This window comes from Chitinivorax sp. B, from assembly GCF_005503445.1.
GTDB lineage: Bacteria > Pseudomonadota > Gammaproteobacteria > Burkholderiales > SCOH01 > Chitinivorax.
On sequence record NZ_SCOH01000016.1, the window covers coordinates 60,356 to 79,109 of the forward strand.

An 18,754-nucleotide genomic window follows, 5' to 3' on the forward strand; every position below is an offset into this window, starting at 1 on the left:
GCGCTCAGTCGGTTTGTTTGGCGACGGAAAAATCCAGCGCGACAGAATTCACACAATAACGGAGACCCGTTGGTGCGGGTCCGTCGGGGAACACATGACCAAGGTGTCCATCGCACTTGGCACAGCGAATTTCCGTGCGGTGCATACCGTGACTGTGGTCTTCAATCTGACGGATGGCCGCCGGATTCATCGCCGAAAAGAAACTGGGCCAGCCGGATCCCGACTCATATTTGGAATCAGATGAGAACAGTTCGGCACCGCAACCTGCGCAACGATAGGTACCAAGTTCGTGATGGTGATAGTACTTGCCGCTAAAGGGTGGCTCGGTACCGCATTCTCGCAGAATACGGTATTGATCCGGGCTGAGCTTGGCTCGCCAGTCCTTGTCATTTGTCGGGTCGCTCACGCAGGGCTCCGGTATGTTGCTGTCGAACTGCAGCCTGTATGCGGGCTACAGCCAAATGGGTGGGTTGCCTTGATTATAAACATGCATTCACTTGACCGATATCAATTCCGAATTCCAGGATATCCTGATTAAGTGTTTGCCATGACAATGGGCTTGACTGCAGCTGTCTGCCCCTGCGTACTTGAAATGAAATGTCCGTTTGCATCGTTAGGGCTGATTGCCGCAATGCTGGCATCGCATCACCAATGCCGAGACCTATCGTGTACTGGCAGGTGACGTGATACCGTTCAGTTACGAGGAGCCGCGACAGCCGCAAGACATTGTTGTCGATATGTTGCGACCCTTGGAAAAACAGGAAGCAATCCAGCCCCAGATCGAGGTGATGAGTTAGTCGCGTGCCCAGGCATTGGCTTTGCAGGGTGAGCCTGTATGATCATTCCGCTGACTCGGACGGAACCGCGTGAAGCCCGATATCGCTGGGTGGTGCCGTTGTTTCTTTACCGTTACGTGTTTGCTCCCACAACGGCTAAACCACCGGCTGATCTATCGAGTGCCTGATCCCTGTTTTTGGTACGTTGAAGGCAAATGCGGTATCACTGCCGTTTGGCGGGTTTGGGGTTGACGCGGGTCGGTTATTCGCAAACGGGGAAGAAGTCAATACCCGTCGACTGCATGCTGGGTTCATTGATGCTTGGTTGGCAGCGGATTTGTTGATCCTCTTTGTTTATCAATGCGCTGGATTGGATCCGGTAGAGTTCAAGATCAGCCCATTTGCCGTTGGTGAGGATTGGGTGGTGTCATTGGGCGCATCGTAGGGCCCTCCAGAGCCGGCTGTGCAGAAACTCGGCCATGCGTTTGAGCGGCTTCGCCGCGCCGGTATTATGGACGAGATTGCCAACTGTTACCGTAGTGGGCTGGCAAACTGAGTTGTTCAAGTGATGGTGATCAGGCTCTATTAAGGTCACGTGTCAGGTACTACGCCGACCGCGGCTGGTAAACTCAAGCCCGCAATTAGGTCTGCCAGCTGGTGTTGCTATTGAAAATAGCGTGCACGTAGTGCATCAATGCTGCCATTACGACGGAGCTTTTCCAGTGAAGTCCGCAATCTGTCTACTTTATCCATGTCGGCCGCCTTGTTGACGCCAAAGTAGTAATCGCTGCTGTCATCCAGCGTCAAGGCAGGGGAGAGAGAAGGGTAGGGGAGCTGATGTTGTCTGGCCTGCCAAGCAGCAGCCCAGTCGAGAATCGCGATCATGTCCACGCGCTTGGCGAGCAACTTTTTGAAGTTAGAGTTATCAGAGGGGGCGACATCCAGCGTATTGCCCTCGGTGAAACCAAGCTGCACCAACCGTTTCATGGTGGCTGATTCGAAAATGGCACCAACTCGAAATCGCTTGGCATCTTCGATGGATACGGGGTCCACTTCTGGTCGACTGGCCAGTTTCAGCAGAACTATCCTGCGACGACTGATTGGCCCCAACCATAGATATTGGTCCTCGCGTTCCTTGGTGCGGGTCAGCGTATACAGCACGCCATCCGGGTCTTGTTGCGCCAATAGTGTTGCGCGAGCCCAAGGCAGCAGGGTGATTTTCACGGCCATGCCTGCATCTGCCATCACCATTTTCAGCAACTCGGTACTGAAGCCGGTTACCTTGCCTCCCTCGTCATAATTCAATGGTGGCAGATCTTCGGTATAGGCGTTGAAGTCGGCGGCATGCAGCCAGCCACCGCATAGCATGATACAAAGGCAACAGAGCAGCTTGCGAACCATCATCAATCTAAATAAGTGAATATGTGCATATTTAGATTAAATGATTTGGTGGAAATTGCCAGTTTTATGCATGACATACCGCCATGTCAGCATCATGCCGGATCGCGGTATCCTGGTAAATCACCAAAGGTGGCAGAGTATCGCTGAGCAGGGGAGATACCGGTATCAGCCCGCAATGATGCAGCAATGCAGCCTGATCCGTTTCGCTACTCAGATCCCTTAGCACCTATTCAATGTCTTATTGCGCGACCACGATCGTGGCTCATGTGCTACTCAACATCCTCATGTATCACACCTACACGCCGGTTTTTGCGCTGCGCTTCACCCCGCTGGTGGCCGCTCATCACAGATCTTGAACAGGTTCTCAGTGCGACAATCCGTCCCTGATAAGCGCAAGGCGTCCCAGGGACGGTGTGTTACCTGTGCAGGTCAGCCTTTGGGGCAAAAAGTGATCTGCAACCGCTTGCCTTGCGTGCAACTATGAAATCCGCTTTGACCGGCATTGGACGGATAGTCGTCATATGGGAAGGCATACAGACCAGGGCAGACATCGTGTACCCATTTGGCGTAGGTATTGTATGGCCAGCCACGGTAATAGCGATTGATGTCGGTGCTGTCCGGGGCATCCAGCATGTTGCGGTTGAGGGCGGCGCACCATTTCGGGTTTTCTGCGAAAGCGCCAGAGCAAGCATAGACCTCTGGTGTCTTGGCATGACGCGCACCTTCGCAGCCAGGTTTGTTGTTGGTGCAGCGAGCAATCTGGTCATTCAGACGATTGCAGACTTCCTTGGCTTGATTGACGGGATTAAGGCAGTAGGTTCGCAGTGCAATACATTTGTTGCCTTCTCGCAGTCCATCCGGGCAACTGCTGAGTACTTGGCTTTGCGGTATCTCGCAGGACGCAGTCCGGCAATCCGCCCCATCGCCAACACCTTGCACCTTGATCGGTAGGCCTAACCAGTCTACATAGGTGACGTTGTAATTCAGTTCAGGTCCACTAGGCTTGTCCAGAAATGTCATTTCCGCTTTTTCCAGCTCCTCACTATGTGGCCCGCCTGAGAACGCTGTCACCCGGGCTGCTGTCCAGCGCTTGGGGGCCAGATACCACCGAACCTGATTTGGGTTGAGTACGGCGCGATCGGGTTGTAATACGGCCTGTTCCCCGGCGCCATGAATCCAGATCGGAAAGCTGCAACCGTTCTTGACACCGATTTCAACTCGGTCGGGATCATCTGGTGGGTTCTTGAAATCATCTTCGCCGCCATTTCCCCAATTACTTCTATCGATATACCAGGTTTGGTTGGTCTGGCCCGTATTGCAGGCCCATTGCTGAATGTTGCCACCCGGCTGAGTACTGAATTCCGCAACATCCAGGCATTTGTTGCTGTGACGTGCGCGAATTTCGTAACGCCCGCCGCTGAGCGGCACAATGCGAAACTGCTGATTCGGGGCATTGAAATTGGTCCACTGCTGGATATTGCCGCCATCTGCCATTGAAACACCTTGCACATCCAATACCTTGCCACTGTTGGCGTTGGTGATGCGAACAAAACCATTGTCGACATTCACGATGTCGAAGGCTTGTGCGCCTGTGCTATTGCAGGTGTATTGCTGGACGTTGACTCCATCGTTCCGGCCGGCGGCCAGAATGTCGACACAAAGCTGGCTGTGCTGACTTTTGATGGTGTAACGGCCATTGTCGATAGCCTGTACGGAACCAGTCAGCATGACCAGTCCAAAACCAATAAGCAGAGTGGGCCGAGTTGATGCGAATGCATTGCGGGATTGCATGGTGTAGCGCCTCCTTGGTGGTTGACATGGTCAACTGCACTCAGCCTGTTCGTAAGATTTGTCGACCATGTGGATTCGACAAACAAGCAAACAGGCTGCTACGCCTGCCTGATGTGGCTGCATGTGATCTGGCAGGGATTGCAACTGCGCCGGTAAATAACGACGGTGCAATAGCGTAATCCTATATGAAAACGTTTACAATATGTCAAGTGAATGTCGATGCCAAGGTAGAATATGCGGCCATTTGGCGTTTTTGATTATCTCGCCATAGGGGAAACCCTTAATTGTTGTGCACTCCTCAATCCGGATGATCCACCCTTCGCGCTAAAAACAGCACAACCTCAACAAAAAGCGCACCAAGCCAATTCAAGGATGGGAAGTTGTAATGAATGAAATTATCAAACAGATCAACGATATCGTCTGGAGCCCCGCACTGATTTACCTGTGCCTGGCCGTCGGGCTGTATTTTTCGATCCGTACCCGCTTCATGCAGGTCCGCGGCTTCAAGGAAATGATCCGCCTGATGTTCCGTAACCAGAAATCCGATGCCGGCGTGTCCTCGTTTCAGGCATTGGCGATGTCGCTGTCTGGTCGTGTGGGTACAGGAAACATTGCCGGTGTGGCGTCCGCAATCTATTTCGGTGGACCCGGTGCTGTGTTCTGGATGTGGGTAATGGCTTTCCTCGGTGCCGCAACGGCTTACGTTGAATCCGTACTGGGACAGGTGTACAAGGAAGTTGACAGTAACGGCCAGTATCGTGGTGGCCCGGCGTACTATATTGAAAAAGCCATGGGCCAGAAATGGTATGCATGGATCTTTGCCATTGCCACTGTGATTGGTATGGGTTTGCTGATGCCTGGGGTGCAGTCCAACACCATTGCTTCTGGTATCCAGAATGCCTGGGGCGTTGAACCTTCAGTCAGTGCCTGTGCTATTGCCGTTGTGCTGGGTTTCATCATCTTTGGTGGTGTGAAACGGATCGCTGCTTTTGCCGAAGTGGTGGTGCCCTTCATGGCGCTGGGTTATATCTTGATTGCATTGGTGATCATGATCATCAATGTGCAGCAGATACCTGCTGTATTCGGATTGATCCTGAAGAGTGCATTGGGTCTGGAAGCGGGTTTTGGTGCCGTGCTTGGTTTGGCCGTACAGTGGGGTGTAAAACGCGGCGTGTATTCGAATGAAGCAGGGCAGGGTAGTGGCCCACATGCGGCAGCGGCAGCTGAGGTATCTCATCCGGCAGAGCAAGGTTATGTGCAGGCATTCTCTGTTTATGTCGATACCTTGTTGGTGTGCTCGGCTACGGCTTTCATGATGCTCTCCACTGGGCAGTTCAATACCATTGGCCCAGATGGCAAGACCATGTTGGCGAACCATATTCCTGGTATGGGCCCTGGCCCTGGCTTTACCCAGGCAGCTGTTGAATCGGTGATGCCAGGATTTGGCGCCAGTGTGGTTGCGATTGCGCTGATGTTCTTCGCTTTCACCACCATCGTGGCTTACTACTATATGGCCGAAACCAATCTGGCTTATCTCAACCGCAAGTTGAAATTGCCAGCATTGAGCTTTGTCTTGAAGGTGGTGATGATTGCCTCGGTAACCTATGGGGGTATCAAGAGTGCCAGCATGGCTTGGGACATGGGCGATATTGGTGTCGGTGTGATGGCTTGGCTCAACATCATTGCCATTTTGATCCTGCAAAAACCAGCGCTGGCCTGCTTGCGTGACTATGAAGCACAGCGCAAGGCTGGTAAGAAACCGATCTTTAACCCAGATGCATTGGGGATCAAGAATGCTGAGTTATGGCATGAAATTGCCAAGCGCGGTGAGGCACAGCCGGAAGTCGAAGCCAAAAAGCTCAAGGAAGCGTTGAATACGCGCTGATCCAATCACCCAAAGGGTAGTGAGTGTTGAATCCAGCCGGGGCGATGCCCCGGCTTTTTTTCGATCATGACGTGGCGATTCAACCCACGCCAATGCTGATCAATGTATCAGGTTGCCCCGAAATTGGAATACCATAATGCCCGATGTCATTTTTCGGGCAATTTCATGTCTCATCCCAAACCTTTTTCAATGATTCGGGAATTCCATCTGGCGGATTGGTTTACCCTATGTAATGCGTTTTGCGGTGTAGGTGCCTTGTTTGCCGTGATGACCTATCTGCAGACCCAAGATGTCGTGCATCTTTATTTCGCCTGCGGCCTGATCCCGTTAGCGTTGTTGTTTGATGTGCTGGATGGGCGGATTGCTCGTTGGCGGCAACAAAGTTCGGCCATGGGGCGTGAACTGGATTCGCTGGCCGATGTCATTTCGTTTGGCGTCGCGCCAGCGGTGATTGCTTATGGCTGCGGGATGCAAGGTCTGTATGACCGCATTGTGCTGGTGTTTTTTGTCGCATGTGGTGTATCGCGTTTGGCGCGTTACAACATCACGGCAGAAAAACTTGCAGAAGGTGGCGATAAGGTTCAGTACTTTGAGGGGACGCCTATCCCAACTTCCATCGTATTGGTGGGAATGATGGCATGGGCAGCCGCAGAGGGCGCACTGAACGAGCAGATGTGGCTGGGTGTCAACGTGCTATTTGGTTTCCAGTTACACCCGTTGGTATTGGTGTTCGCCATATCGGGGTCGTTGATGATCAGTCGGATCAAGATTCCCAAACTGTAGTCAACAAGGCGCCGTAAGGCGCCTTGATTGTTTTGTGGTCAGCCGATCTGTGGGTTATGTCTGACGAACCATGTCAGCGACAGCTGATCCCCGTTATCTTCAATACACTACCATTTGCTAGCAACTGCTCGGTTATCTGACATTGGGTGATGTGGTCGGGTAAGGCTTGTGTCGCCATCAAGTCAGTCTGGTGATAGCTACAAGCCACCCAGATCTTGCGTGGTTTGCTGGCTGCAAAGTGCCAAATTGATTTGCGTTCGCGCTTGTTCTGCGTGCTTTGGTCTGGTGCCAGATTGGCCATGTCGGCAGGTGGTCCATCATAGAAACGTGCTGTAGCCAGCGTGGCACCACGTGATCCTTTGTCCTGAGTGATTTCCCATGGAGCACCTGGTGATTCTGCACTGGCTTTGACCTCAAGGAACTCGGGGCAGGTATAGTTTTGCGCTGTCGCTGTTTGTGCGGAGATAAGCATTACCAAGCCAAGTGAGGCCAATCGCGGAAGGTGGCAAGAGATGAGCATGCTGATCTCCACTGTTATTCGATGACGTAGAATGTATTACCCTCATTACTGCGAGAGGTGCCTTTGGGTTTATTGAAATAGATCGTGCGTTCGAGCACTTTGCCCTGGCTCTTCCATTGGTCCAGTACACGAATGCCATGTTCGTTATGGCTCAGATAAATGGCTGCGTGCTTACCGAGGGCATCGGTTGGGTAGTGACCCGTGTCATCAAAAGTGGCAATTGCAGTCCCCCGCGCAATGGTGCCAACCTTGGCTTCCTTGATCTGTATGCCTTGCTTCCAATGTGGTGTTGTCGGTGCACTGGTGGCTTGTACGACAAATTCTACACATTCAGTATTGCCCAGCTTATTGACAAATTTCTTGTCGCCAAACGTATCGCGTTCTGCAATCTGCAGCATATAAGGCATCGCATGCTCCTGACGGGGTGGTGGGGGGCTTGCTGCTGAAACCGGCGCGGCTCAGGCAAGCGAAACCATGGTGGCGTCATTATTTCAGATTGTGCCGACAGTGACACCTGGCGCGGCATCGGTCCCTATGGCGACTGTACGGGCTCAACGTGCTTGTTGATGGGCGGTCTCGCAGACCTGCTTCAATTTGAGCAGGCGTCGTTGACTGTCACGCCGAAACACCCAGACCATCAAACCTTCCAGCCATCGCAAGGCTGGCCGCGCTGCCAAGTGGTATCGGAAAATGGCCTCGGTCTGGCCATCGGGCAGGGCCCGAAACCGCCAGCTGCCAGCAAATTTGGCCAGAAAGAAAGGCCCAGAGACCATTTCGATGGCCGCCACGTTGGGGGGCGAACAGGATAGATACCGGACGGTCATGGCCAAGCCATGGTAGGACTTGACTGTGACCAGATCGCCAGGGGCGGATTGTTCCCGGCCCGCATGGTAGATCAACTGTGTAGAGAATTGATCCCATGATCCACGCCGTGAGTAGTGCTGTGCATAAGCCCAGACCTGCTCTGGCGTGGCATGGATCACGCTGCGGACTTCAAGGTTGGCCATCATGGATTCCTTTTGTCAATTGAATGGCCTTACCAGCCAGTCGGTTTGGTTACCATCAACCAGTAGACCCAGATCAGGCCGGTGAAGGCCGGGATGCCCAGCACGCACCACCACCGTTCATAACGCCAGTAACGCGCTGGCAATTGTGTGGCACCTTGTCGAACGGCTTCCTTGGCCATATCCCGCATGCGCAGCTGCAGCCACACGACCGGTAGCCAGCAGGCACCCGCAATGGCATACAGGGCGAAGGTCAGACCCAACCAGTTGAACCCAATTGGAAAGCCGGCCAGATGTACCATGTATAGCCCCGAGACAGGCTGGAAAATCACCGTGGTAGCGGTGAATATCCAGTCTGCAATCGCCACCCAATGGGTGACCACGGCAATGGCTTGCAGGTTGCCGCTGCGGTTGGTGACAAACATGTAGAAGGCGGTTCCTAACCCGGTGCCGAACATCAATGTGGCCGAGAGGATGTGTAACCATTTTATGACGAGGTAGTCCATGGTGCGGGCTTTGCTGAGTGTTGTGACTGGGCAGGCCAGATCGAGAAAGACCCGACTTGCCCGACTGATGCTGTTATCTGGCAGATCGGGCAGGGGCCATCATCCAAAGCACAATCACACTGGCCAGAATCGGCAGGTTCTTGCTCAACGGGCCAAATGGGTGTAGCCAGAAGCTGGGAAGGCATGTTGTCAGCATCACCATGTACCCACCCATCACCAGAAGCTGCGTAGGCCAGATCCAGCGAGGTGGGCGCAGCAACAGCGCCAACCCAATCAGCGCATCGGCCATACTGGCCCCAATCAATACGGCCGGGGCGACATCGGCAGGGATATGGCACGCAGCAAGCCAAGCCAGGCTTTGTGCGCGGTCAAAGGCAAACAGGGATACCCAGGCCGTCCACAACCATACGAAGGCCAGGCTGAGGCGCATGAGAGGGCCAAGCCAGCCCCAGGCCGCAGGGTTGCGTTCAGCTGATCCGGCAAAGGTGGCAGGGTCACGCGGTTCGCGGCTAAGCAGACTCTGGGTGGTGCCAGTGGGCGCGATATTCCCGACTCGCAGCATGGTCAAACTGTCAGGGTTGAACACGCTGCCAGGAATATGTTGAGCCAGCCTGGCGGCCAAGTCGGCCAGGTTGGCCGGCATTGCAACCACCCATTGGCCGCCCAGGCCCATACCGTTGCGCAGGGTGACAATATAGTCACGCATTGACATTGGGCGTGGCCCAACTACCTCGATCACTCGCTGTACGGCTGGTTCTTCACTGAGCAGCCGCAATATCAGGCCGCACAGGTCATCAATGTGGACCGGCTGCATCGTGTATTGTCCGCCTTCCGGCAGCATCAGTGCTGGCAGGGTAGCCAACTGCATCATCACTCGACTGCTGTCGCCATCAGGGCCGAATACTACTGAAGGGCGCAACACATAGCCCGACAATGCGCGTGACAGCAGCACTTCATCTGCCCGCGCTTTGCTGCGCCAGTATTCAGTCGGTGCATCCACCGCAGCACCCAGCGCTGATATCTGGATGACACGACAGACACGTGCCTTTTCGCAGGCCAGGAACAGCGCGCTTGGCATCTTGGCGTGCAAAGTGTCAAAACGATTGTCGCCAGCTTCGGTCAGGATGCCCACTGCGTTGATGGCAACATCGACATCGTGCAGGAGTGGTAGCCAGGATGCGGGTGTCAGTAACGTGTTCAGATCAGCCCGGTGCCATTGAGCCACATGCGGGTTGTTGTGGTCCGGATTGCGCGAAACCCCGATGACACGGTGACCGGCCTGGCTCAGATGGCAGGCAAGATGACGGCCGATGAAGCCACTTGCGCCCAGTAGCAGAATGTTCATGATGACGACCGATCAGCGTGTCACGGTAGTAAAACCAACATTGCGGTCCAATTGGGGTTGGACCAGATACTTCCAGATCACGCTGATGACCAGTGTCAGGCCAACAAAATTGCCCAGCAAAGTTAACAGTAGAACCCGCTTCACTTCGGCTGTCAGTGATACGTTATCGTTGTGGCCGAACAAGATCACCATGATGACCGGTGAAATCAGCATCATGACGTCACAAATGCGTATCCAAAAGTCGGGGCCGCGGTTTTTCTCATCACAGCCATTGCTCAATATATTGCGCAACACCCCACGTAGATAGGCGATGATGGCAGTGCTGATGGTCAGAACACCAACCAGTTCGACAAGGAAGCGTAGTAGCTCATTCATGGTGCAGAATCCTCTCTGTATGAAATCAATCAATCCGGCAATAGCCATTGCTGCAGTCTTGGCGCCCAAACAAGAGGCCTATCTTGATCCGGTGACGGGCAAACAAGCGGTAGGCGGCATCGGAAAGTTGACGCAGGCCTGGCCAACGGGTTGGGGCAACCAGCCAACCTGCCCCAATGGCGGTATACATGGCTCGGGCAGCATCCATGCCGGTATGTAATTGGCCATCCTCTCCCAGTGCATGCAGCCGGGCCATCAGGTCTTCCTGTTCGAAACCCCAGCTGGCCGCATTGAAATCAGGTGCAGCGGCATCCATGAAATTCAATGCTCCATGTTTGTCCAGCTTGGCCAGCATTCGAACTTCACGCATGCAGAGTGGGCAGTTGCTATCGAAGAAAACGGTCAGGGCCATGATGCAGTCCTTTATGTTAGAAATTTCAGTCAAGACAGAAATAACAGGTCAAATAAAAAGCAAGCGTGGTCAAATGCGACATTGGTCCGAATCGCAGTGGTAGCGGAGAATGCTGCTCAACCGATAACGGTTTCTGGCAATCCAATCGTATAGCCCATCAATCAACGGGCGCACTGGCCAGTAGCCAGTCCAGTTCAACAGCCAACCCATGCCGACGGCACAATACGCGGCACGAACCGTCTGCATGCCGATTAGCAGTTGGCCATCCGGTGCCACACCATGTACTCGTGCCAATAATGCTGCCTGAGTCGTACCAAATTGGGTTGCATTGAAATGTGGTGCGTGAATATCAACAAGCCGAACAGCATTGTGTCGATCCCACTTGCAAATACGCGTCATCTCAGTGCGACACAGATTGCAATTGCTGTCATAAAGCAAGGTCAATGCGGGCATGATGCGACTCCTGATTCATCAATGGCTTGTCGGCAATCATTGCCGAATAAGTAAATGTGCAACGATACAGACCCAGCAGCGGTGTCAGGATTGAGGCCACGATATGACGCCACCGCCATGTCGGTAACCAGCCACGCGCCTTGATGACTTCAGCAATTGCAAAGTACGAGGCCAAGATGGGCACATGCGCCACCGACATCATCACATTGTTCGACCAGTTTTCGATCTTGGGCTCTTGAAAACCAATGTATTTGAGCACCATTGGCATCAGGTCGATGCGGCACATTTCCGGTACTGCCCACGACACGCACCAGCGCTCATACAACCGGGTCATGACACGCCCCAATAGATTCTGGTTTGGTACCGCCTGACGTAACATGGCATCGGCCATGATCAGTCGGCCGCCCGGCTTCAGTAGCCGATATGCTTCGCGCATCAGTGTGGCTTTGGTGGCACCTTCGGCATGGCAGGCACTTTCTACCATGATGACTGCGTCAAAGGCATTGCTTGGCAAACCGGTATGCACATAATCGGCACAGTGCATAGTGATGGCGTCGCCATGTGGCGCATGCCGGTTGAGTGTTTCACCCAGCTCCACCTGATTGGGGGCGATAGTCACTACATCAACAGTCAAATCGGCCCTTGCTGCGACCAGACTGCGGGCTGTGGCACCGGTACCACCACCCAGATCTGCTATGCGCGCTGGCCGATCTGCAGGCAGATTCAAGCGGGCGAGGACTTGCAGATTCATTTCATTCAACATGGCTTCGCGATTGAAAGGGTTGATACCAAGACGCCAATAACCGAAGTGCATGTTGAAACCCTTGCTCCACACTTTGTAATCGGCAGTGGCCGCGGTGTAGTACGCAACGACCTGTTCGCGGATGCATGTTGGTGTGGCTAGAAAATGTTCGTTCGAAGCAGTAGTTGACTGATTGGCAAGTGTGGTGGTCATGATACTTTCCGAATGTCACTCAAATGGTAACTGCTTGGCAATAATTCAGTTTTTGCCGTCGGCTTCGTCACGTCGTCCAAACCAGCCCTGAACCTTGGCACCAAAGTGCAATAAGCGCAGCAACGTGGCCGGTGGCAATGATTTGAGCTCTTCATAGCCGTCCGACATGGACTCTACAAAATCCAGCACGTTTTGCATCTTGTCTCGGGTGTGCAGATCCAGCACCGCATCATCCTTCGATTCCAGCATACATTCGCGCAATACGGTCAAGGTCGGGTCGATTTCGCGTTTTTTACGCTCTTCCACAACGGTTTTGAAAACATCCCAAACATCCTGATGTGCCTGGAAATGGTCGCGTCGATCACCCAGCTGATGTACGACTTTGACTAGGCTCCAGTTCTGTAGCTCTTTCAGGCTGGTACTGACATTGGATCGGGCTACATTAAGCGTTTCGCAGATTTCATCGGCCGTCAGTGGTTTTTCTGCCAGAAACAGCAGGGCATGGATCTGCGCCACAGTGCGGTTGACGCCCCAACGTGTCCCCATTTCGCCCCAATGCAGAACAAACTTTTCTGTTGTTGGACTGAGTTGCATAGTGAGTCTTCCTTTATTTCTGTCAAAACAGAAATTACAGAATTTTATGCTGCCCGTCAATCGTGATAGCTATGCTCTGGTCATCGCCTATAGTGAGAAATGGTCAATTTGATCTGGTAGATCAACATGTTGAGCCGGAAGCTAACATGCGATGAGGAGGTGATATGTGGTGCAGGGTGACAGGTTGGGCACTGGCGTTCGCCTTGTTGGGCGCGCTCGGACAGGTTCTGGCTGCCAGCTCGGCATCAAGCTTGAAAGTCAGCCTGTTGATCATCAGTCGTGCTCAATTGGCTGCCTATCAAGCCCAGATTGACCGATTCAAGTTGACTTATCCAGAAATGAAGGTAGATGTCGATTTCATCGAGAATGAGTCGTACAAAAAGCATTTCGTGGCAAGTCTGACCGGCAAGCCCGCACCGGACGTCATGTTTGCCTTTGCCGGACATGCAATCTCAAATGCGGCACGGGCAGGGCAATTGGTCCCACTCGATCAGGTGTTGTCCACCACAGCCTGGCAAGCTACTTTCAATCAGGCTATTCGCACCGCGGTAAATGTGGATGGCAAGCATTACGCCTTGCCACTGCACTACTACCAGTGGGGGATGTATTACAACAAGTCGGTTTTTCGCGAACTGCACCTTGTGCCCCCTAAAAATTGGGCAGAGCTGTTGACCTGGTGCCACACTGCTCGCGAGCAAGGGATCGAACCGATCCTCGTCGGCGGGCGCGAAGGCTGGCCACTGGCGGGCTGGTTCGATTACTTGGATTTGCGCATCAATGGATTGGCATTTCATCTTCAACTCATGCGGGGCGAGGTACCGTTTACGGATGCGCGCGTACGGCAAGTATTCGAGCATTGGCAACGTTTGTTCAATCGCGAATGTTTCAACGACGATATGGCTCAACGTGGCTGGCGCGATGTGTTATCTCGCCTTTATCGCGCCAAGGCTGGCTTGATGCTGATGGGCAATTTCTGGACCTCACAGATTCCACCCGCGCTACGCAATCAAATAGGATTTATCCCTTTCCCGCACGTCGTGGACAAGCTGCCATTGTATGAAGATGCACCGCTGGACGTGTTGATCATGCCTGCCAATGGTGCCAACAGGACAGAGGCTGAATTGTTTCTGCGCTTCATGGCGCGAGCTGATATCCAAGCTACCATCAGCCAATCCGTGGGGATGCTGCCGGGGCATGTTGATGCTGCAATCGGTGACGACATGTTTCTTGTCGCGGGTCGACAACTGCTCAATCGGGCGGAAGGAAGCGCCCAGTTTCTGGATCGCGACACCCCGCCTGGTTTCGCTGCGCTGGCTATCGATGCGTTTTTGCAATTTGTCCGGAGACCTGCAGAAATCGATCCGATCGTGCAGCAGTTGGAAAGTGCGCGGCGGCAATATCTTCAAAAACAGTGATATGAATGAAGACATAAATAGTGGTTGACGTACCCAAAATAATGATGTGAGAATGAATTCATGTCGCGATAGACGCGATGTGGCTCTGGTAGCAGGGCCAACTCGAATTCGATGGAGAATCGACATGCAGTACGACCTGATTGTTTTCATTGGGCGCCTTCAGCCCATGCATAATGCGCACTTGAATATTGTCAAGACCGCGCTTACCCAAGCCAGCCGCGTGCTGGTGCTCGCTGGTTCCAGCAATAAACCTCGCACCATCAAAAACCCGTTCACCTTCGAAGAACGCGCCATCATGCTGCATCGTTGCCTGGATGCTGCCGAGCGTGAACGCGTAGTTATCAAGCCGCTACGTGATTTTCTTTATAACGAGGCGCAATGGCTCAAGGTGGTGCAGCAAGCGGTGGCCGATGAAAGCTTGCCCAAAGATGCCCGAATCGGCCTGATTGGCCATAGCAAGGATGCCTCATCCTATTACCTGCGCATGTTCCCACAATGGGAACTGATTGAAGTCGAAAACCTGTCTGGTCTCAATGCAACTGAGCTGCGTGACATGATGTTCTGTGACACCAATCGTGATGGCCACTGGATGCGCCTGGAGACCAAAGTACCGACCCCGGTGGCGGCCTTCCTGCAGAGCTTTGCACTAAGTCCCGAATATGCGTCGCTGGTACAGGAATATGTGTTCACCCGCGACTATAAAGCTGCTTGGGCCAATGCACCCTATCCACCCACATTCATGACAGTTGATGCGGTATTGACCTGCTCGGGTCATGTATTGTTGGTCAAGCGGCGTGCTCAGCCTGGAAAGGGATTGTGGGCATTACCGGGAGGATTTGTCGGCCAGACTGAAACCACCGAGCAGGCCATGATTCGGGAATTACGCGAGGAGACGCGAGTCAAGATACTGTCCTCGGTATTACGTGGCTCAATCAAGGCATGTCGACTGTTTGATCACCCGGATCGTAGCTTGCGTGGCCGTACGTTGACCCACGCTTTCCACATTGATTTTCCTTCTGGGCAGTTACCGGAAGTCAAAGGCGGTGACGATGCCGAAAAGGCCAAGTGGTTTCCGATTGCAGAATTGGAAAACCTGGAGCCGGCCATGTATGAAGATCACGCTGAGATCATCAGCTATTTTCTGGGTATCGCCTGAATTTTATCGACTCGCGGGATAGACCCGCGTTTTACAGCCCTGAAGCCGTTGGAGGCTCATCATGTTTGACAATATTCTTCTGAATACTGATTCCTATAAAGCATCCCACTTCCTACAGTATCCGGCCGGTGCCGATGGCATGTTCAGCTACATCGAGTCACGAGGTGGTGCTTGGGAAAAGCTGGTGTTCTTTGGCCTGCAAAGTATTCTCAAGGAATACCTGAGCAAGCCCATTACGCATGCCATGGTGGATGAAGCCGTTACCTTCTTTGCAGCTCATGGTGAGCCATTCAATGAAGTTGGCTTCCGTCGCATTGTGGATGAACTGGATGGCTTTCTTCCAATGCGTATTAAGGCCGCTCCCGAAGGCATGGTGGTTCCAACTCAGCAAGTGTTGGTGACAATTGAATCCACGCACCCTGATTTCTTTTGGGTCGGTTCTTACTTCGAGCCCTTGTTGTTGCGTGTCTGGTATCCAGCAAGCGTTGCGACACAGAGCTATCACATGAAGCAACTGATCCGAGGCTATCTGGAAATCAGTTGTGATAATCCAGTTCAGGAACTGTCGTTCAAACTACACGATTTCGGCGCGCGGGGCGTATCTAGTACCGAATCATCAGCTTTGGGTGGTATGGCTCATCTGGTCAATTTCATGGGGAGCGACACCGTGATGGGTGTGGTGGCAGCCAAGCGCTACTATGGTGCTGAAATGGCTGCCTACTCCATTCCTGCAGCGGAACACTCCACCATTACCAGCTGGGGACGGGAAGGGGAGATCGAAGCATACCGGAATATGCTTACCCAATTTGCCAAGCCGGGTAGTTTGGTCGCGGTGGTGTCTGACTCTTACGATATCTTCAATGCAGTGGAGCATATTTGGGGTGACACGTTGCGTCAGGTTGTGATTGATTCAGGAGCGACTGTTGTGATCCGTCCTGATTCAGGTGACCCGGCTGCCGTGGTGCTGAAATGCGCCAAATTGTTGGATGCTCGCTTTGGCAGTACGTTGAACAGCAAGGGTTACAAGGTGCTGAAGCATGTTCGACTGATTCAAGGTGACGGCATCAATCCAACCAGTTTGAAGGCCATTCTGGATGGCATGTTGGCTGCCGGTTTCAGCACTGAGAACGTGGCATTCGGTATGGGCGGGATGCTGTTGCAGGGTTTGAATCGCGATACGTTGAAATGGGCGATGAAGTGCTCCGCAATGCGTGTTCACGGCGAGTGGCGTGAAGTCTACAAAGACCCTATCACCGATAGCGGAAAGCGTTCAAAGCGTGGACGGGTATCGTTATACCGGAATACCGATGGCGAGTTCCGTACCCTGGCGACTGACGGCGAGATTCCTGCTGGCTTTAACGAAGTGCTAGTCCCAGTTTGGGAAAATGGCCGTCTGTTACGCGATTTCAGCTTTGACGAAGTTCGGGCCAACGCTGTGTAACGTTATGGTTGGCAACTGGGTATGGCATTATTGACATGCCTTATGCTCAACCATGATCAGAGGAGTATGGCATGTATCATGCTGTCATCACCTGGCTTAATTCGCCAGCCATATACCTGCTGGGTACGCCGGCTTCCTGGGCTGAAATTTTGGGATTTGTGACGGGCATCGGGTGCGTCTGGTTGACGTGGCGTCAACATATCTGGAATTTCCCAATTGGTATCGCCAACAGCGCATTGCTGTTGATGTTGTTTGTGGATGCCCGGCTGTTTGCCGATGCGACACTGCAAATCTTGTTCATATGCCTAGGATTGCGTGGTTGGTGGGAATGGCTGCATGGCATTCGTGGTGAAGGCCCGCTGCAGGTACGCTGGGCCGGGCGTAACGAGTGTCTGATGGCGATTGCAATTGCGGTCGGGCTGATTTCGGTGATGTGGCCTATCCTCAGTTATGTGAAGGGCGGGGCGCCATTCATGGATGCGGCTGTTACCGCACTGAGTTTGGTAGCGCAGGGTTTGCTGAATCGAAAGCGGATGGAAAGCTGGCTGTTCTGGATCGTGGTCGACCTGATCTCTATCCCGTTGTATGCCAGCAAACAGCTGTATCTGGTTGCGGCGTTGTATGTCATCTTCTTGGGTATGGCCACCAAAGGTTTCTTTACTTGGCGGCAAGTTTGCGCCAGTACATCGCAGCGGTTGGATATCGAGGTAGCAAGTGGCCGGGCTTGATTCACAGTTTGAACATGGCTTGGTCATTGGCAAGTTCTACCCACCCCATGCCGGCCACTATTATTTGATTCGCACCGCTGCAGCATATTGCCGTTTGGTCACGGTGGGCGTCCACCCAGCATCGCAGGAATCCATTTCACTAGCAGATCGCTTAGTGTGGATGCGCGAGGATCTGGCTGACTGCCCAAATGTAACGGTGGTCGGTAAATATGACGATACGCCTGTGGATTATCACAATCCTGCCATTTGGGATGCACATGAGGCCCATTTCCGACAGGCCATCGTGCTGGCGGATCAGCAACGTCAGACTGTCGCTCCACCTGTTGATGCCGTTTTTGCGTCTGAGCCGTATGTGGTAGAGCTGGCCCGGCGTTTTCAGGCCACGCCAGTTTGCCTTGATCAGTCCCGTGTCAGCTATGCGATTTCAGGTACACAAGTCCGACAGAATCCCGTTGGTACCTGGGCCATGCTAACACCAGCGGTACGGGCTGGTCTGTGCAAACGCATCGTGGTGGTGGGGGCGGAATCAACCGGTACGACAACCCTGTCGCGGGATCTGACCAATACACTCCAGCAACGGGGGGGCGTTTGGGCTGCGACTCAATATGTTGCCGAATTTGGGCGAGAGCATTCCTGGAACAAATTGGCGATCGGTCGTGGTCTGGCCATGCAACAAGATCAGCCGCTGCCAGTGATGGCTGATCTGGATTGGCAGTCGCCGGAATTCGCCTTTATCGCCGCGACTCAATCCACCCGGGAAGAAGCTGCTGCTCGACAAAGTAGCCCATTGCTGATTTGTGATACGGATGCCTTCGCCACGGCAATCTGGCATGAACGGTATGTGGGATGCAGTTCGGTAGCGGTTGCACAGGTGATTGAAGCCATGCCACCACGTAGTTTGTACCTGCTGACTGACCATGTGGGGGTACCATTTGAAGATGATGGCTTACGTGATGGCGAGCATATCCGAAGCTGGATGACAGATCGTTTTGCTGACGTCCTTTCAAAACAAACTGTACCCTGGCTGCGGCTGACAGGTGACCGGCAATCTAGACTGGATCAAGCGTTGCGAGCTGTCGACACGCTGCTGGTGAAAGGCTGGCATTTTGCCCCGCCCATATGAACATGCCACCTAAATGGATTGCATGCGTGCCAGTCAAGGTGCCATCAACAAGACTTCAACTCGGTCATGCTTGGTTGGGACTCGTTTCAGG

At 53.3% G+C, this 18,754-nt stretch carries 22 protein-coding genes; 9 read left to right on the forward strand and 13 right to left on the reverse strand.

What is annotated here, in order from left to right:
- Positions 1-4: 4 nt before the first annotated feature.
- A complete protein-coding gene (gene msrB, locus FFS57_RS11710) occupies positions 5-406 on the reverse strand; it encodes a peptide-methionine (R)-S-oxide reductase MsrB (RefSeq protein WP_137937976.1) in 402 nt (133 codons plus the stop codon).
- Positions 407-623: 217 nt separating this feature from the next.
- On the opposite strand from msrB, the gene FFS57_RS25205 reads away from it, so the two are divergent.
- On the forward strand, positions 624-797 hold the full coding sequence (locus FFS57_RS25205; RefSeq protein ID WP_171013866.1) for a hypothetical protein: 174 nt from the start codon (positions 624-626) through the stop codon (positions 795-797).
- Positions 798-835: 38 nt separating this feature from the next.
- Positions 836-964, forward strand: coding sequence for a hypothetical protein (locus FFS57_RS26095; RefSeq protein WP_283204911.1), 129 nt, complete (start codon positions 836-838; stop codon positions 962-964).
- Positions 965-1,439: 475 nt separating this feature from the next.
- Here FFS57_RS26095 and FFS57_RS11715 read toward each other — a convergent pair whose 3' ends face one another.
- On the reverse strand, positions 1,440-2,180 hold the full coding sequence (locus tag FFS57_RS11715; RefSeq protein ID WP_137937977.1) for a substrate-binding periplasmic protein: 741 nt from the start codon (positions 2,178-2,180) through the stop codon (positions 1,440-1,442).
- 426 nt (positions 2,181-2,606) lie between these two features.
- Positions 2,607-3,968: an RICIN domain-containing protein gene (locus tag FFS57_RS11720; protein ID WP_137937978.1), complete on the reverse strand. Its 1,362-nt coding sequence runs from the start codon at positions 3,966-3,968 to the stop codon at positions 2,607-2,609.
- Positions 3,969-4,353: 385 nt separating this feature from the next.
- Between FFS57_RS11720 and FFS57_RS11725 the strand changes: the two genes are divergently transcribed.
- Positions 4,354-5,853 carry an alanine/glycine:cation symporter family protein gene (locus tag FFS57_RS11725; RefSeq protein WP_137937979.1) on the forward strand — a complete coding sequence of 500 codons (1,500 nt, stop codon included), beginning with the start codon at positions 4,354-4,356 and terminating at the stop codon, positions 5,851-5,853.
- Between the two features lie 165 nt (positions 5,854-6,018).
- On the forward strand, positions 6,019-6,636 hold the full coding sequence (gene pssA / locus FFS57_RS11730) for a CDP-diacylglycerol--serine O-phosphatidyltransferase (protein ID WP_137937980.1): 618 nt from the start codon (positions 6,019-6,021) through the stop codon (positions 6,634-6,636).
- 73 nt (positions 6,637-6,709) lie between these two features.
- Here the strand turns inward: pssA and FFS57_RS11735 are convergent, their stop codons facing one another.
- The 10 genes from FFS57_RS11735 to FFS57_RS11780 form a co-directional block, all read right to left on the reverse strand.
- Positions 6,710-7,156 carry an STY0301 family protein gene (locus tag FFS57_RS11735; RefSeq protein ID WP_137937981.1) on the reverse strand — a complete coding sequence of 149 codons (447 nt, stop codon included), beginning with the start codon at positions 7,154-7,156 and terminating at the stop codon, positions 6,710-6,712.
- Positions 7,157-7,170: 14 nt separating this feature from the next.
- Positions 7,171-7,563, reverse strand: coding sequence for a BPSL0067 family protein (locus tag FFS57_RS11740; protein ID WP_137937982.1), 393 nt, complete (start codon positions 7,561-7,563; stop codon positions 7,171-7,173).
- A gap of 144 nt (positions 7,564-7,707) precedes the next feature.
- Entirely contained in the window at positions 7,708-8,166 is a 459-nt protein-coding gene (locus tag FFS57_RS11745) for a type II toxin-antitoxin system RatA family toxin (RefSeq protein ID WP_137937983.1), read from the reverse strand.
- A 26-nt stretch (positions 8,167-8,192) separates the two neighbouring features.
- Complete coding sequence (locus FFS57_RS11750; protein ID WP_137937984.1) at positions 8,193-8,666, reverse strand: DUF2269 family protein; 474 nt, start codon at positions 8,664-8,666, stop codon at positions 8,193-8,195.
- Between the two features lie 73 nt (positions 8,667-8,739).
- Complete coding sequence (locus FFS57_RS11755) at positions 8,740-10,011, reverse strand: NAD(P)H-binding protein (protein ID WP_137937985.1); 1,272 nt, start codon at positions 10,009-10,011, stop codon at positions 8,740-8,742.
- Between the two features lie 12 nt (positions 10,012-10,023).
- Complete coding sequence (locus tag FFS57_RS11760) at positions 10,024-10,386, reverse strand: hypothetical protein (RefSeq protein ID WP_137937986.1); 363 nt, start codon at positions 10,384-10,386, stop codon at positions 10,024-10,026.
- Between the two features lie 25 nt (positions 10,387-10,411).
- On the reverse strand, positions 10,412-10,798 hold the full coding sequence (locus tag FFS57_RS11765; RefSeq protein WP_137937987.1) for a thiol-disulfide oxidoreductase DCC family protein: 387 nt from the start codon (positions 10,796-10,798) through the stop codon (positions 10,412-10,414).
- Positions 10,799-10,867: 69 nt separating this feature from the next.
- A complete protein-coding gene (locus tag FFS57_RS11770; RefSeq protein ID WP_137937988.1) occupies positions 10,868-11,251 on the reverse strand; it encodes a thiol-disulfide oxidoreductase DCC family protein in 384 nt (127 codons plus the stop codon).
- Entirely contained in the window at positions 11,226-12,206 is a 981-nt protein-coding gene (locus tag FFS57_RS11775; protein WP_137937989.1) for an SAM-dependent methyltransferase, read from the reverse strand. Before FFS57_RS11775 ends, FFS57_RS11770 begins: the two co-directional genes overlap by 26 nt.
- Before the next feature lie 45 nt (positions 12,207-12,251).
- Positions 12,252-12,800 carry a GbsR/MarR family transcriptional regulator gene (locus FFS57_RS11780; protein ID WP_137937990.1) on the reverse strand — a complete coding sequence of 183 codons (549 nt, stop codon included), beginning with the start codon at positions 12,798-12,800 and terminating at the stop codon, positions 12,252-12,254.
- Positions 12,801-12,964: 164 nt separating this feature from the next.
- On the opposite strand from FFS57_RS11780, the gene FFS57_RS11785 reads away from it, so the two are divergent.
- The 5 genes from FFS57_RS11785 to FFS57_RS11805 all read left to right on the forward strand — a co-directional run bounded on the left by FFS57_RS11785 (position 12,965) and on the right by FFS57_RS11805 (position 18,663).
- Entirely contained in the window at positions 12,965-14,215 is a 1,251-nt protein-coding gene (locus tag FFS57_RS11785) for an ABC transporter substrate-binding protein (RefSeq protein ID WP_137937991.1), read from the forward strand.
- A 124-nt stretch (positions 14,216-14,339) separates the two neighbouring features.
- Entirely contained in the window at positions 14,340-15,371 is a 1,032-nt protein-coding gene (locus FFS57_RS11790) for a bifunctional nicotinamide-nucleotide adenylyltransferase/Nudix hydroxylase (protein ID WP_137937992.1), read from the forward strand.
- A 61-nt stretch (positions 15,372-15,432) separates the two neighbouring features.
- The gene (locus tag FFS57_RS11795) at positions 15,433-16,812 is read left to right on the forward strand and encodes a nicotinate phosphoribosyltransferase (RefSeq protein ID WP_137937993.1); all 1,380 of its coding nucleotides are present in this window, start codon (positions 15,433-15,435) and stop codon (positions 16,810-16,812) included.
- Positions 16,813-16,883: 71 nt separating this feature from the next.
- On the forward strand, positions 16,884-17,540 hold the full coding sequence (pnuC, locus tag FFS57_RS11800) for a nicotinamide riboside transporter PnuC (RefSeq protein WP_137937994.1): 657 nt from the start codon (positions 16,884-16,886) through the stop codon (positions 17,538-17,540).
- Positions 17,527-18,663 (forward strand): AAA family ATPase, encoded by a 1,137-nt coding sequence (locus tag FFS57_RS11805; protein WP_137937995.1) that lies wholly within the window; start codon positions 17,527-17,529, stop codon positions 18,661-18,663. The genes pnuC and FFS57_RS11805 overlap by 14 nt, the downstream gene beginning before the upstream one ends.
- The last annotated feature ends 91 nt before the right edge of the window (positions 18,664-18,754 follow it).

Coding starts and splice junctions, on each gene's coding strand:
- FFS57_RS26095 (WP_283204911.1), top strand. CDS start 836: ATGATCATTCCGCTGACTCGGACGGAACCGCGTGAAGCCCGATATCGC.
- FFS57_RS11715 (WP_137937977.1), bottom strand. CDS start 2,180: ATGATGGTTCGCAAGCTGCTCTGTTGCCTTTGTATCATGCTATGCGGT.
- FFS57_RS11720 (WP_137937978.1), bottom strand. CDS start 3,968: ATGCAATCCCGCAATGCATTCGCATCAACTCGGCCCACTCTGCTTATT.
- FFS57_RS11725 (WP_137937979.1), top strand. CDS start 4,354: ATGAATGAAATTATCAAACAGATCAACGATATCGTCTGGAGCCCCGCA.
- pssA (WP_137937980.1), top strand. CDS start 6,019: ATGTCTCATCCCAAACCTTTTTCAATGATTCGGGAATTCCATCTGGCG.
- FFS57_RS11735 (WP_137937981.1), bottom strand. CDS start 7,156: ATGCTCATCTCTTGCCACCTTCCGCGATTGGCCTCACTTGGCTTGGTA.
- FFS57_RS11740 (WP_137937982.1), bottom strand. CDS start 7,563: ATGCCTTATATGCTGCAGATTGCAGAACGCGATACGTTTGGCGACAAG.
- FFS57_RS11745 (WP_137937983.1), bottom strand. CDS start 8,166: ATGATGGCCAACCTTGAAGTCCGCAGCGTGATCCATGCCACGCCAGAG.
- FFS57_RS11750 (WP_137937984.1), bottom strand. CDS start 8,666: ATGGACTACCTCGTCATAAAATGGTTACACATCCTCTCGGCCACATTG.
- FFS57_RS11755 (WP_137937985.1), bottom strand. CDS start 10,011: ATGAACATTCTGCTACTGGGCGCAAGTGGCTTCATCGGCCGTCATCTT.
- FFS57_RS11760 (WP_137937986.1), bottom strand. CDS start 10,386: ATGAATGAGCTACTACGCTTCCTTGTCGAACTGGTTGGTGTTCTGACC.
- FFS57_RS11765 (WP_137937987.1), bottom strand. CDS start 10,798: ATGGCCCTGACCGTTTTCTTCGATAGCAACTGCCCACTCTGCATGCGT.
- FFS57_RS11770 (WP_137937988.1), bottom strand. CDS start 11,251: ATGCCCGCATTGACCTTGCTTTATGACAGCAATTGCAATCTGTGTCGC.
- FFS57_RS11775 (WP_137937989.1), bottom strand. CDS start 12,206: ATGACCACCACACTTGCCAATCAGTCAACTACTGCTTCGAACGAACAT.
- FFS57_RS11780 (WP_137937990.1), bottom strand. CDS start 12,800: ATGCAACTCAGTCCAACAACAGAAAAGTTTGTTCTGCATTGGGGCGAA.
- FFS57_RS11785 (WP_137937991.1), top strand. CDS start 12,965: ATGTGGTGCAGGGTGACAGGTTGGGCACTGGCGTTCGCCTTGTTGGGC.
- FFS57_RS11790 (WP_137937992.1), top strand. CDS start 14,340: ATGCAGTACGACCTGATTGTTTTCATTGGGCGCCTTCAGCCCATGCAT.
- FFS57_RS11795 (WP_137937993.1), top strand. CDS start 15,433: ATGTTTGACAATATTCTTCTGAATACTGATTCCTATAAAGCATCCCAC.
- pnuC (WP_137937994.1), top strand. CDS start 16,884: ATGTATCATGCTGTCATCACCTGGCTTAATTCGCCAGCCATATACCTG.